Source organism: Streptomyces sp. NPDC002911 (assembly GCF_053591835.1).
Map to the genome: position 1 here is coordinate 20990 of NZ_JBSFUO010000044.1, position 12370 is coordinate 33359.

A 12370-nucleotide genomic window follows, 5' to 3' on the forward strand; every position below is an offset into this window, starting at 1 on the left:
AGCCTAAGTGGCGACCTCGCGCAGCCTGCTCAGCTTCATGACCGAAGGCGTCGACCGGCCGAGGACCTCGGTCAGCACGGGGCCGCGGCCCGCCAGGCTGTCGAGCACCTCGCGCACGGGCCCGTGCAGCACCTCGGTCGTCTCCGCCGGCGAGGCGACAACGCTGATCGCGCCGTCCGCCGTGTGTGAGATCCCGTAGACCCCGTCCGGGCTCCGCCCAGTCGCAGCGCCGTGCGGACGAAGTCCCCGGTCCATCCCGCCGGCGCCGCCGCCCCCAGCAGCCCGTGCATGGCGGCCATGCGCAACTCGTCGGCCGTACAGGCGGGTTCCTGGCAGTGGGCGGCGGCGATGTCCCGTTCGTGCAACCAGGCGTCCCAGAACGAGTGCAGGGACGACACGGACCGGTGCAGGTCCCTCCGCAGCGGTCCGGGCCGCACCTCGTGGGGGTTACGAGCGGCCTTCCCCACCAGTAGCCGCTCCTCCGCCCGGACGAGGGCGGTCACTCGCGCAGCGTCTCCTGCGGAGACTCCCGGCGGAGGACGCGAGCCACTCGGCCGGGGTGGTGGCCGGGTGGAAGGGGCCGCGCACAGGGAACGGAGGGCGGCTCCCGTCGAGCCTGGCCACATGGATGGCAGCCACATCGCGCACATGGCGTACCACGTCGTGGACCGACCACTCCGTACACCGCGACTGAGCCCGCCACGCGGCGGGGCCGAAGGCGGAGACGGTCTCGACGAACCTCCGGCGCTGGCTGCGGAAGGCCTCCACAACGGAGCCCGGCCCGGTAAACCCGCTAGCTCATCCAGAACCCAAACGTACGCAGGGGACGTAGTGATGGCACACGACCTTTCAGGAGAACCGGGGCCGAAGGCGTGGCGGCCCGAGCGTTTGATGCGGCACACAACAGTACAGGTGGAGAAGAACCAACAGTGTGACGGTCACACTCTTCCGCCCTCGGATGACAGAGGGCCGGTCCGGCCCCGGCAGTGGCCGTCGACATGGACGGAGGTGATTTCGTGTCCGGGCAGAACGGGGACGCGGAGCAGGTACCGGAGGGCGAGCGGCGCAGGCGCCGACGGGCGGCCGAGGCCACCAGGGCCTGGTGGAGCGATCCAGGCAACGAGGCGGGCAGGGCCGAACGCAGACAGCTCATATCCGAAGGGAACCGCGCATGGTGGAACGATCCGGCCAATGCCGGGAAGAAGGCCAGGCAACGCCGCCGTGTGGCAGAGGCCAATCGGGCCAGGTGGAACGACCGCGGCAGAGTGGCCCACCGGAGGTTCTGGGTGCTGAGCTGGGCCCTGAGCGGGGACCAGGTGAGCACGTTCGCGGGGCGCTACAACCTGTCCGCACTTCCGGCGTGGATCACTGTGGCCCGGGACAAGGCCGGCCTCACGCCGGAGGAGACGCGCCTGGTGTGCCGGGCCCACGCGGCGGCTCGGCGGTCGCGGGGCGGCTTCGACGCCGCGTTCACCCAGGCGGAGTTGCGCACGCTCGCGGAGGGACGGGAGCGTGCGAGGGAGGAGCTCGGCAAGGACGGCGTCTGAGGCCCGCCACGACGTCAGCCCTCAGGGCGCCGGCGCTCACAACTGAACTACCCGCGCAGGACGCCTGGAGCTGCGCTGTGAACGCCTCCTGCTCGCCGGAAGCGACGGCAGGCTCCTGGTCGTGCACCACGCCGACCCTGGTACGCCATCCATGGAGAAGATGTCCCGACTCGCGCAGGGGGCCACACGTGACAAGCAGGCACCACTGACCGTGGGCCTCTGCGCCGCACCGCCTCAGATCACGGTGCCTAGGGTGTCACCGAGGCGGTGCCGGGCGGCCCGGGTCGCCGGCAGCGCGGCGGCCAGCAGCGCGGCGAGGCACGAACCACCGACGACCGCCAGCAGGACCCACGGCGGCGGCAGCTCCGCGACTCCGGAGCCGATGCCCATCGATGCGGCCTGCTTGTCGATCAACCACCGAGTCAGGGGGCCCCCCAGTGCCGTGGCCAACAGGGCAGCCGCAAGTGCTTTGAACGCGCCGGCCGCCATCACGACCGCTATCACCTGGCGTGGCGTCAGGCCGATGGCCCGGAGAGCGAACAGGTCCCGCCTGCGGTCACTCAGGATCGCTCCGACCATGCTGAGCAGCTCGGTCAAGCCGATGAGGACCAGGACCCCGACCAGTCCGGCGATGACACCCCGGGCGGGGGTGAGCCGGTCCGCGGGATTGCTCACGGCGCGGATCTCCGCGCCACCGCCGGCGGCCGAGACCAGCTCCTTGCGCACCGCGTCGGGGTCGGCTCCCTGCCTGAGCCGGAGCTGGTAGAAGTCCGGGCGCATCGACGGACTGCGTTCCCACAGTGTGTCCATGCTCGTGCTGATGATTCGGCCACCGTTCTCCGGTTCGACCACACGGCCCACGATGTGCAGGATCTGGGGGCGGCCGGCCACTGTCATCCGTACCCAGTCGCCGGTCTCGATGCCGAGCAGATCAATCATCCCCTGCCCGGCGACCGCCTCGTCCGGACCGTGTACGGCACGTCCTTCCGCCAGTGCGAAGGGATACGGCTCGGCGAGGGTGCCCAGTCCCCGCAGCGAGAGTGTGCCGGTCTGCCCCGGCACCAGCGCGGTCACCTCGCTTCCGGGATGTGCGGCGGATACGTCGGGCGCGGATTCCAGCAGGGCGCGAAGGCCTGCGTCGTCCATCCCGTCACCCGCACGTGCGGTCAGGGACGCGGCGAGCCCTAGTTCACCCGGACGGCTCTGGAAGCGGTCGATCGTGGTCAGTGTCCCCAGGGCGACGGTGATCAGGAGCAAGGGAAGGGCCAGTGAGGCTGTCGACGCCAGGGTGCGTGCCCTGCGCGGGAAGGCGCCGCGCCAGCCGAGTACGACAGAGGGCGGGAGCCGTACACCCCGCAGCCCCAGCGCACTCCTGGTCAGGGCGGATATCTGGTTGCTCGGAGCCGGTGGGGAGGGGGACGCGGGGACCGAGGGGACCCGGCCGGCCCGCCAGGCGGCGAGCGCCGTGGCGATGCCGATGAAGAGGACGGCCGCCGCGGGTATGGACAGTGCGGACCAGGGCCGGCCGGGCAACTCCTGCCACATGCCCACGGCCTCGCCGACCCGGCCCGGTACCGAGGCCCCGAGCGTCTCCGCCGATACGGTGCCCAGTGCGGCGCCGAGCAGGGCCAGGGAGAGATGGCGGATGAGGAAGACCCGCACGACATGGCCAGGAGTGAATCCGATGGCTTTGAGCACGGAGATGTCCCGCAGCTGACTGCGGATCCTGGTGCTGATCGCCCCGACGACGGCCAGCGCGGCGGCGAGCAGCGCACCGGTTGCGAACAGACCGACGAGCAGCCCGAGCAGCCGGTCGTCGCTCTCGGTCTCCGCACGTGCCCGACGCCAGTCCGCCACCTGGACGACATTGTCCGCACCGAGCACGGTGACGGCGCGCTGCACGGCGAAGTCGGTGTCGGCGGGATCGCTGAGCCGCAGAGCGACGAATTGGCCGCGGACGCTCGCATCGAGGGCCAGGCTGTCCACCTCGCCGGGACTCACCCAGCCGACGCCGGGCCTTTTCCCGGCCGCATAGGGCAGTTCCGCGCTGTCCGCGATGCCCGTCACGGTCAGGGACCGTCTGCTCCCGTCCTTCCCGGACAAGGTGAGGAGATCACCCGGCTCGGCCCACAGAGCCTGGGCGACCCCGCTCTCCAGTACGATCCGGCCGTTGGCGCCACGGGCGGGCCAGTGCCCCTCGGCCAGCACGGGGCGGCCGACAGCCGGGGGCGCAACGGGCATCTCGCGCAGTTCCACGGAGGCAGAGCTCGACGAGGACTGCACCGAGGTTTGGGCAGTTCGAAACGGACCTGACACGGCCGTGACACCGTTTTGCTCGCGCAGTCCACTCACATCGGTACCGGGGCGGGTGTGAAGGACTACGTGGGCACCTTTCGACTGGCTGAACACACGTTGCCACGGGTCGGACGCGTAGCTCACCAGGGCGCCGGCCATGAGCAGCGAGACAACGATTCCGGACGTGGCGAGAACGACGAACAGGGCCTCTCCACGGTGTGCCCGCAGGTCCGCCAGCAGCCAGCGCAGCGTCGTCCACATGACTTCAGTCCTTGAGCTCGAGGACGCCCGAAACGCCGTCGCGCGGCCGCCGCCGGTCGGTGGCCCCGTCCAGGCGGGCGTCGTCGGTGATCCGGCCGTCGAAGAAGCTGATCACGCGGTCTGCCGCGCTGGCCATCCGTGCGTCGTGGGTGACGAGCACGATGGTCTGGCCCTGCGCGTGGAAGCGGGTCAGTAGCCGCATGACCTCGCGGGTGCCCCTGCTGTCCAGACTGCCGGCCGGTTCGTCGGCCAGCAGCAGGCCGGGGTGGTTGACGAGGGCGCGGGCAAGGGCCACACGTTGTTGTTCACCACCGGACAGTGTGCCGGGCATGCTGCGCTCCTTGCCGTCGAGGCCGAGCTCGGCCAGGAGCAGACGTCGTTCGGCGCGGGCCTGCCGTGGGGTACTGCCTGCCAGGAGAGCGGGCAGTTCGATGTTGTCGGCGACGGTGAGGTTGGAGACCAGGTTGAAGAACTGGAACACAATGCCGATGCGGCGGCGGCGGAGCATCGCCCAGCGTCCTTCGCTGTAGGAATCGACCCGCTCGCCGTCCAGCCAGATGCCTCCGCCGTCCGGGCGCTGGAGCCCGCCCAGCAGGTGAAGCAGTGTCGACTTGCCTGCTCCCGAAGGGCCGGTCACGGCCACGAACTCGCCCTGGTGCACGGTCAGGTCCACCCCACGCACCGCCCTGGCCGGGGCGCCTTCGCCGTGGTGCGTCTTGGTAACGCCCTCCACGCGCAGGATAGGTGCGGCCGGGCGAGTCGGTTCGTCGCTCATTCCAGCTCCTCCTGGCAGCGCTCCAACCAGTCGAGGTCGGCCTGCAGGTGCAATATCGCGCCCTCGATGAGGAGTTGCGCGATGCGGTTGTCCCGGTCCTCCGCAGCGGCGAGCTTCGACAGGTTCCGCATGGTGGTCAGGTATCGGCGCCGCTGTTTGTTGATGAGTTCGATCTGGTCGGCCATCCCCGATCCGGGGGCGAGAGCGAGCTTCATGAAGAACTCGTCCCGGACCCGCGCCTCCTCGGCCGGCTCCTCGAACCAAGCCAGTACGGCCTCGCGTCCGGCCTCCGTGAGCCGGTAGGTCTTTTTGTTGGGCCGACCGGCCTGCGGGACCTCCTCGCCCTCGATCAGCCCGGCCTTCTCCAGCCGGCCGAGCGTCACATAGATCTGGCCGACGTTCGGCTGAGGGTACGCGGCACCCAGGACTTGCTCAAGGGCCTGCATGAGCTCATAGCCATGGGCGGGCCCACGGGCCAGAAGCGTCAGAAGGGCCAGCCGCATGCGCCCTCCCTCCCTACGCTCCGGATCGGTCGTTCCACCTGGTGTGTGCGCGCCTAGTATCGCGCATGGCTAACAGGTATATATGGCAGCTGACGCCGGGCGATGAAGGCCGGCGCGTTGCACGGGGAGGAACCCATGCGGTGGACGTGGACCGCGGCCAGGGTGCTTCTGACCGTTGTGGTGATCCTGGGAGGTTCCACCGCGAGCGGTGTGGAGCCAAGGCGGGACGGCGGCCGGGGCCCGATGACACTGGCGACCGCCGGTGATCTCACCCATTACCTGGGCCCGCTGCTCGACGGCTGGAACCGCCGGCACCCGGATGAGCGGGTCACTCTGGTCGAGCTGCCCGATTCCGCGGACGAGAGCCGTGATCAGATGATCACCGATCTGCGGTCGGGATCGGGCCGCTTCGACGTCCTCAACATCGATGTGGCGTGGACTTCGGAGTTCGCGGCCGCAGGATGGATCGCCCCGCTCGAACGTGGACGCTTCCCGCTGGGCGCCTTCCTTCCCCCGGTGGTGGACACCGCCACGTTCGACCGGCGCCTCTACGCAGTGCCCTATGTGACCAACGCCGGACTGCTCTACTACCGCAAGGACCTTCTCGACAGGGAAGGCGAAGCGGCGCCGCGCACCTGGGAGGACCTGGTCCGGCAGGCGAAGACCGTCGCGCCCCGGTACGGGCTGGGCGGCTACGCGGGACAGTTCCTGCCCTACGAGGGGCTGACGGTCAATGTCACGGAAGCCGTCCACTCGGCGGGCGGTTCCTTCTTCAGTGGTGAGGGACAGCGCGTCACCGTGGACTCCGCAGCCTCGGAGGCGGGCATCGGCTTCCTCGCCCGGGGAGTCCGCGAAGGCTGGATACCCCGCGAAGCCCTGGAGTACAAGGAGGAGGAGTCGCGGCGGGCGTTCCAGGACGGCGAGCTCCTCTTCCTGCGGAACTGGCCGTACGTCCACACGCTGGCCGACGGCCCCGACTCCGTGGTGGCCGGCAGGTTCGGCGTAGCACCGCTGCCGGGTCCGGACGGGCCGGGTGCAAGTGTGCTCGGCGGTTCCAACCTGGCCGTGGGGGCGCACTCCCGGAACAAGGACTCGGCAGCAGACCTGATCGCGTACCTGACCAGTGAGCCGGTGCAGCGGAAGGTGCTCACCGAGGGCTCGCTGCCCCCTGTACGGGCGGCGCTGTACGGGGATCCGGCGTTGAAGCGGCAGTTCCCCTACCTGCCCGCGCTGCGCAGAAGTGTGCTGGCGGCCCAGCCCCGCCCCAAGACCCCGCACTACGACCAGGTGACGCTGGCCGTGCAGGCGGTGGTGAGCGACGCCCTGGCGCTGCGGCTGTCGCCGGAGGCAGCCGTGCGGCGGCTGTCCGAGGAGCTGCGGGAGATCAGCCGACAGAGCTGAACAGGACGCGCATTATCTGCGGACCCCTACCTACATGTTAGGTAGGGGTTTTTGGTTTCCTGGGTAGTCATACCTGCTTATTGCGGGCATCTTTTGCTTGCTTCATTGACATCTTCTTGGCACGCCTACTTAACATGCATGTATAACTTCCGCCTGCATGGGTCAGGCATCTCCAAGCGGAACAGGTCAACGGGCCATGCTCACAGTCCCTGCCGGAAACGGCCTCGTACATGACGTCACACACCCCCGCTGGTGGCGTGACGCGGTGATCTACCAGATCTACGTCCGGAGTTTCCTGGACAGCACAGGGGACGGCATCGGCGATCTCGCCGGTGTCCGCGCGGGACTGCCGTACCTGAAGAAGCTCGATGTGGACGGCATCTGGCTCAGCCCCTTCTACCCCTCGCCGCAGCACGACCACGGCTACGACGTCGCCGACTACTGCGGCGTCGACCCCGTCTTCGGCGACCTCGACGAATTCGACCTGCTCGTCCGCGACGCGCGCCGGCTCGGCGTCAAGGTGCTGCTGGACATCGTTCCCAACCACTGCTCCAGCGAGCACCCCTGGTTCCGCGAGGCGCTCGCCGCCGGCCCGGACGCCCCGGCCCGCACCCGCTTCCACTTCGCGGACGGCCGCGGGCCGGACGGCGAGGAGCCGCCCAACAACTGGCGCGCCATGTTCGGTGGACCTGCCTGGAGCCGGACCACGGATCCGGACGGCACCCCCGGACAGTGGTACCTCCACCTGTTCACCCCCGAGCAGCCTGACCTCAACTGGCGCAACCCCGAGGTGGGCGCCCACTTCGACCACGTCCTGCGCTTCTGGCTCGACCGAGGTATCGACGGCTTCCGTATCGACGTGGCCGCCGGACTGTTCAAGCACCGGGAGCTGCCCGACTCGGACGACCCCGGCATCGACGAGCGGACCCGCGACTCCGTCAACCCGCTGGCCTGGAACCAGCCCGAGGTCCACGACGTGTGGCGGGCCTGGCGCGCGGTGTGCGAGGAGTACACGGCACGCGACGGCCGGGAACGGCTCCTCGTGGGCGAGGTCTCCGTACCCACTCCCCGCGAACAGGCCGAGTACGTACGGCCCGACGAGCTGCACCAGGCCTTCTTCTTCGACCTGCTCAGCGCGCACTGGGACGCTGCCGCCTTCCGCGGCACCATCGACGAGGCCATCCGGGACATCGCCGGCACCGGCTCCACCGTCACCTGGGTGCTCAACAACCACGACCAGGTCCGCACCGTCACCCGGTACGGCGAACTGGGCGCCGAAGCCAGCGGACTCGGCGCCGCCCGCGCCCGCGCTGCCGCACTGCTCATGCTGGCGCTGCCCGGAGCCGCGTACATCTACCAGGGCGAGGAACTGGGGCTCCCCGAAGTTCTCGACCTGCCCGACGAGGTGCTGACCGACCCCATCTTCCGCCGCACGGGCAGCCGCGCGCGGATCCGCGACGGCTGCCGCGTCCCGCTGCCCTGGTCAGGGCACGCCTCGCCGTTCGGCTTCACCCGGAGCAGCGGCGACGCCCGGCCGTGGCTGCCGCAGCCCGAGTGGTTCGCCGAGCACGCCACCGACCGTGCACTGGCCGACACACGCTCCTTCTGGCACCTCTACCGCGACGGCCTCCAACTGCGCCGCAGTCTTCCCCAGCTCGGCGAGGGCACCCTGCGCTGGCTGGAGACCCCGCCCGGCGTCCTTGCCTTCGTCCGCGGCGACGGACTCGTATGCGCCGTCAACTTCGGCTCCACGGCCGTACCCGCCCCGGTGCCCGGCACTCCTCTGCTCGCCAGCGGTCCCTGCTCGGACGGCGAACTGCCCGGAGCGACCGCGGCCTGGTGGATCTCCGACAGCGCCACGCTCTGACCTCGCTCCACAGCCCCCCGAACGACAGCCACCCCGTCCGTCCCCGACCGAAGGGCCACAGCCATGCCGAAACCGCGTACTCACCTGCTCAGCAGTTCAATGCTCCTGCTCGCGCTGGGCGCGACCGCCTGCGGCGGTGACCCCGTCGGAGCCGCCGGCGGAGAGGGCAAGGACTTCGCCGGGCAGACCGTCACGGTCGCCGGTGTCTGGACCGGCACCGAGCAGGAGAACTTCCAGAAGGTACTGGACGCCTTCTCCGAGCAGACCGGCGCCAAGACCGAGTTCGTCTCCACCGGCGACAACCTCTCCACCGTCGTCGGCAGCAAGATCGAGGGCGGCGACGCCCCGGACGTCGTCATGGTCCCGCAGGTCGGCGTTCTCAAGCAGTTCGCGGGAAGCGGCTGGCTGGAACCCCTCTCCGCGAAGACCGAGAAGACCGTCGGCGCCAATTTCGCCGAGGTGTGGAAGAACTACGGCACCATCGACGGCACCTTCTACGGCCTCTACTTCAAGGCCGCCCACAAATCCACCGTGTGGTACAGCCCCGAGACCTTCGAACAGGCCGGCGTCACGCCCCCCAAGACCTACGAGGAGATGCTGGAGACCGGCCGCGCGATCGCCGACTCCGGTCTGCCCGCCTTCGCCGTGGCCGGTGAGGACGGCTGGACCCTCACCGACTGGTTCGAGAACGTCTACCTCTCCCAGGCCGGACCCGAGAAGTACGACCGGCTCGCCGCCCATGAGATCAAGTGGACCGATCCGAGCGTCGTCGAAGCGCTCACCACGCTCGGCAAACTCTTCGCCGACAAGGACCTCGTCGCGGGTGGCGCCTCCGGCGCCCTGCGCACCGACTTCCCCACCTCGGTCGAGAAGGTCTTCGGGACCGATCCCGAGGCCGGCATGGTGTACGAGGGCGACTTCGTCGGCGCACTCGCCAAGGAGCAGCACGACAAGAAAGTCGGCGACGACGCCGTCTTCTTCCCCTTCCCCGCGGTGAAGGGCGGACAGGCATCCGTGGTCAGCGGCGGCGACGCCGCCGCCGTACTCAAGGACGGCCGCAACAAGAAGGCCGGCATGGCGTTCCTGGAATTCCTCGCCACTCCCGAAGCCGCTGAGGTCTGGGCACAGGCGGGAGGGTTCCTGTCCCCCAACACCGCACTCGACCTCTCCAGCTACGGCGACAGGACCGCACGCGATACGGCGAAGTCCCTCATCGACGCCGGGGACTCGGTCCGCTTCGACATGTCCGACCAGGCCCCCGCCGCCTTCGGCGGCACCAAGGGCGTGGGGGAGTGGAAGATCCTGCAGGACTTCCTCCGGGACTCCTCGGACCCCGAGGCCACTGCGGCCCAGCTCGAGAACGCCGCGGCCAAAGCCTACAAGAACTGAGGCCGGACAGTGACTTCCATCGACACCCTCGCGGCGGTGCCCGCCGCGGGCCCGGCGCCGGGGCAGCGCGCCGCCCGGCGCAGGCGGCGCCTGGTCGCACTCGCCTTCGTACTGCCCACCCTGCTGCTGCTCGGGGCACTCGTGCTCTACCCCGTGGTCTTCTCCATCGGCCGCAGCTTCTTCGACGCCTCGGGAGACACGTTCGTCGGGGCCGACAACTACAGCGAGATGTTCCGTGACCCGGCCACGCTCAAGGCGATCCGGAACACCGCAGTGTGGGTGGTCGTCGCCCCCACACTGCTGACCGGCCTGGGCCTGATCCTCGCCGTCCTCACGGAGAAGATCCGCTGGGCCACCGCGTTCAAGCTCCTGCTGTTCATGCCCATGGCGGTCTCCTTCCTCGCCGCGGGCATCATCTTCCGGCTGGCCTACGAACAGGACCCCGACCGGGGGGTGCTCAACGCGGTCGTCGTCGGTGTCCACGACAGCGTCAACGGGACCTCCGCCTACCCCACGGCGAGGGCCCGCGACGGCGAGGGACTCAAACCGGAGCCGGACGGCTCGTACCGGACGGAAGCATCCGTCGAGCCGGGCAGCACCACGGGTCTCGGACTCGTGGGCATCCAGCCGAAGGACATCGCCGCGGCCGCGCGCCCTGCGGCCCCGGCCGCAGCCACGGCCGCAGGAGACGACGAGGTCCGTGGTGTGGTCTACCTCGACTTCGCCCCCGGCGGCGGCGGCGAGCGCGGCCGCGTGGATGCCGAGGAGAGCGGACTTCCCGGCATGACCGTCGAGGCCGTCAGGAACGGAAGCACGGTGGGGAGTACCTCGACCGCCGCGGACGGCTCCTTCCGGTTCACCGGCCTCGAGCCGGGCACATACGGTCTGCGCCTGCCCGCCGAGAACTTCGCCGCACCCTACGAAGGCATCGCCTGGCTAGGCCCCGCCCTCGTCACACCGGCCATCATCGGCGCTTATCTCTGGATCTGGACAGGGTTCGCCATGGTGCTCATCGGTGCCGGGCTCGCCGCACTGCCCCGGGAGACGCTCGAGGCCGCCAGGATGGACGGCGCCGGCGGCTGGCAGATCTTCCGCCGCATCACCGTCCCCCTGCTGTCACCCGTGCTGACTGTGGTCTTCGTGACGCTGGTCATCAACGTCCTGAAGGTATTCGACCTCGTCTACATCATCGCCCCCGGCCCGGTGCAGGAGGACGCGACCGTGCTCGCCACCCAGATGTGGCTGGTCTCCTTCGGCGGTGGCAACAACCAGGGTCTCGGCAGCGCCCTCGGAGTGCTCCTGCTGCTCCTGGTCGTACCCGCCATGGTCTTCAACGTACGACGTTTCCGCAGGAGTCAGTCATGACCACAACACTCACCGAGCCCGATGTCGCGGCCCGCCAGGAACCGCCGCAGGTGCCACGGCCACCGCGGTCCGCCAAGAACCGCGGCGCGATGCGGTGGTTCGGCAACGGAGTGGTCCAAGCACTCCTGGTCCTTGTAGGCCTGATCTGGATCACGCCGCTCGGAGGGCTGTTCCTCTCCTCCCTGCGCGGCGACGACGACAATGCGAGCAGCGGCTGGTGGACCGCCCTCACCGATCCCGGACAGCTGTCCCTCGACAACTACAGCGCTCTCCTGGCCGACTCGGGCATCACCCGGGCATTCTGGAACACGGTCCTCATCTCCGTACCCACCACCGCCCTGGTCGTGATCCTCGCGGCGCTCGCCGGATACGCCTTCGCCTGGCTGGAGTTCCCGGGCCGCGACGTCCTCTTCCTGGCCGTGGTCGCCATGCTGGTCGTGCCCGTGCAGATCGGCCTGCTGCCGATCGCCAAGCTCTTCGGACAGCTCGGCCTGTTCGGCACCATTCCGGGGGTGGTGCTCTTCCACGTCGCGTACGGGCTGCCTTTCGCCGTCTTCCTGCTGCGCAACTACTTCGCGGAGATCCCGAAGGAGATGCTGGAGGCCGCGCGGATGGACGGCGGCGGCGAATGGCGGATCTTTGCCCAGCTGGTGCTGCCTGTGGGCAGGCCTGCCATCGCGAGCCTCGCGATCTTCCAGTTCCTCTGGGTCTGGAACGACATGCTCGTCGCCCTGCTGTTCGCCTCCAACGACGCACAGCCGCTCACGGTCGCCCTGCAGTCCGAGATGCGGCAGTTCGGGTCCAACATCGGGATCCTGGCGCCGGGGGCCTTCCTCTCGCTGGTCGTACCCCTGATCGTCTTCCTCGCCTTCCAGCGGCACTTCGTCCAGGGAGTGATGGCCGGCTCGGTCAAGTAGGGCGCGGACATACCTGTGGGCGCACGGACTCCATGTCCGTGCGCCCACAG

The 12370-nt window shown here is 69.5% G+C and carries 11 protein-coding genes; 6 read left to right on the top strand and 5 right to left on the bottom strand.

Annotated features, from left to right (window positions below; translation table 11 throughout):
- Positions 1 to 3 precede the first annotated feature (3 nt).
- Together ACWD04_RS32035 and ACWD04_RS32040 are read right to left on the bottom strand one after the other, a co-directional pair.
- A complete protein-coding gene (locus ACWD04_RS32035; RefSeq protein WP_451137254.1) occupies positions 4 to 255 on the bottom strand; it encodes a hypothetical protein in 252 nt (83 codons plus the stop codon).
- A gap of 192 nt (positions 256 to 447) precedes the next feature.
- The gene (locus ACWD04_RS32040) at positions 448 to 768 is read right to left on the bottom strand and encodes a maleylpyruvate isomerase N-terminal domain-containing protein (protein WP_451137255.1); all 321 of its coding nucleotides are present in this window, start codon (positions 766 to 768) and stop codon (positions 448 to 450) included.
- Between the two features lie 248 nt (positions 769 to 1016).
- Between ACWD04_RS32040 and ACWD04_RS32045 the strand changes: the two genes are divergently transcribed.
- Positions 1017 to 1547, top strand: coding sequence for a hypothetical protein (locus ACWD04_RS32045; protein ID WP_451137256.1), 531 nt, complete (start codon positions 1017 to 1019; stop codon positions 1545 to 1547).
- Between the two features lie 234 nt (positions 1548 to 1781).
- On the opposite strand, the gene ACWD04_RS32050 is transcribed toward ACWD04_RS32045, so the two are convergent.
- From ACWD04_RS32050 to ACWD04_RS32060, 3 genes are read right to left on the bottom strand one after another with little or no spacing between them, the layout of a single operon-like run.
- Complete coding sequence (locus ACWD04_RS32050; RefSeq protein WP_451137257.1) at positions 1782 to 4103, bottom strand: FtsX-like permease family protein; 2322 nt, start codon at positions 4101 to 4103, stop codon at positions 1782 to 1784.
- Between the two features lie 4 nt (positions 4104 to 4107).
- Entirely contained in the window at positions 4108 to 4878 is a 771-nt protein-coding gene (locus ACWD04_RS32055; RefSeq protein ID WP_451137258.1) for an ABC transporter ATP-binding protein, read from the bottom strand.
- Positions 4875 to 5381 carry a PadR family transcriptional regulator gene (locus ACWD04_RS32060; protein ID WP_451137259.1) on the bottom strand — a complete coding sequence of 169 codons (507 nt, stop codon included), beginning with the start codon at positions 5379 to 5381 and terminating at the stop codon, positions 4875 to 4877. The genes ACWD04_RS32055 and ACWD04_RS32060 overlap by 4 nt, the downstream gene beginning before the upstream one ends.
- A gap of 135 nt (positions 5382 to 5516) precedes the next feature.
- On the opposite strand from ACWD04_RS32060, the gene ACWD04_RS32065 reads away from it, so the two are divergent.
- From ACWD04_RS32065 to ACWD04_RS32085, 5 genes are all read left to right on the top strand, one after another.
- Positions 5517 to 6782, top strand: a complete 1266-nt coding sequence (locus ACWD04_RS32065) for an ABC transporter substrate-binding protein (RefSeq protein ID WP_451137260.1) — start codon at positions 5517 to 5519, stop codon at positions 6780 to 6782.
- A 196-nt stretch (positions 6783 to 6978) separates the two neighbouring features.
- Complete coding sequence (locus ACWD04_RS32070) at positions 6979 to 8649, top strand: glycoside hydrolase family 13 protein (protein WP_451137261.1); 1671 nt, start codon at positions 6979 to 6981, stop codon at positions 8647 to 8649.
- Positions 8650 to 8712: 63 nt separating this feature from the next.
- Positions 8713 to 10038 (top strand): ABC transporter substrate-binding protein, encoded by a 1326-nt coding sequence (locus ACWD04_RS32075; protein WP_451137262.1) that lies wholly within the window; start codon positions 8713 to 8715, stop codon positions 10036 to 10038.
- A 9-nt stretch (positions 10039 to 10047) separates the two neighbouring features.
- Positions 10048 to 11403 (top strand): ABC transporter permease subunit, encoded by a 1356-nt coding sequence (locus ACWD04_RS32080; protein ID WP_451137263.1) that lies wholly within the window; start codon positions 10048 to 10050, stop codon positions 11401 to 11403.
- An 89-nt stretch (positions 11404 to 11492) separates the two neighbouring features.
- Complete coding sequence (locus tag ACWD04_RS32085; RefSeq protein ID WP_451137264.1) at positions 11493 to 12320, top strand: carbohydrate ABC transporter permease; 828 nt, start codon at positions 11493 to 11495, stop codon at positions 12318 to 12320.
- Positions 12321 to 12370 lie beyond the last annotated feature (50 nt).

What these genes read in the sequence shown, in the direction of transcription:
- ACWD04_RS32035 (WP_451137254.1), bottom strand. Translation starts at nt 255, where the DNA reads ATGGACCGGGGACTTCGTCCGCACGGCGCTGCGACTGGGCGGAGCCCG.
- ACWD04_RS32050 (WP_451137257.1), bottom strand. Translation starts at nt 4,103, where the DNA reads ATGTGGACGACGCTGCGCTGGCTGCTGGCGGACCTGCGGGCACACCGT.
- ACWD04_RS32055 (WP_451137258.1), bottom strand. Translation starts at nt 4,878, where the DNA reads ATGAGCGACGAACCGACTCGCCCGGCCGCACCTATCCTGCGCGTGGAG.
- ACWD04_RS32060 (WP_451137259.1), bottom strand. Translation starts at nt 5,381, where the DNA reads ATGCGGCTGGCCCTTCTGACGCTTCTGGCCCGTGGGCCCGCCCATGGC.
- ACWD04_RS32065 (WP_451137260.1), top strand. Translation starts at nt 5,517, where the DNA reads ATGCGGTGGACGTGGACCGCGGCCAGGGTGCTTCTGACCGTTGTGGTG.
- ACWD04_RS32070 (WP_451137261.1), top strand. Translation starts at nt 6,979, where the DNA reads ATGCTCACAGTCCCTGCCGGAAACGGCCTCGTACATGACGTCACACAC.
- ACWD04_RS32075 (WP_451137262.1), top strand. Translation starts at nt 8,713, where the DNA reads ATGCCGAAACCGCGTACTCACCTGCTCAGCAGTTCAATGCTCCTGCTC.
- ACWD04_RS32085 (WP_451137264.1), top strand. Translation starts at nt 11,493, where the DNA reads ATGCGGTGGTTCGGCAACGGAGTGGTCCAAGCACTCCTGGTCCTTGTA.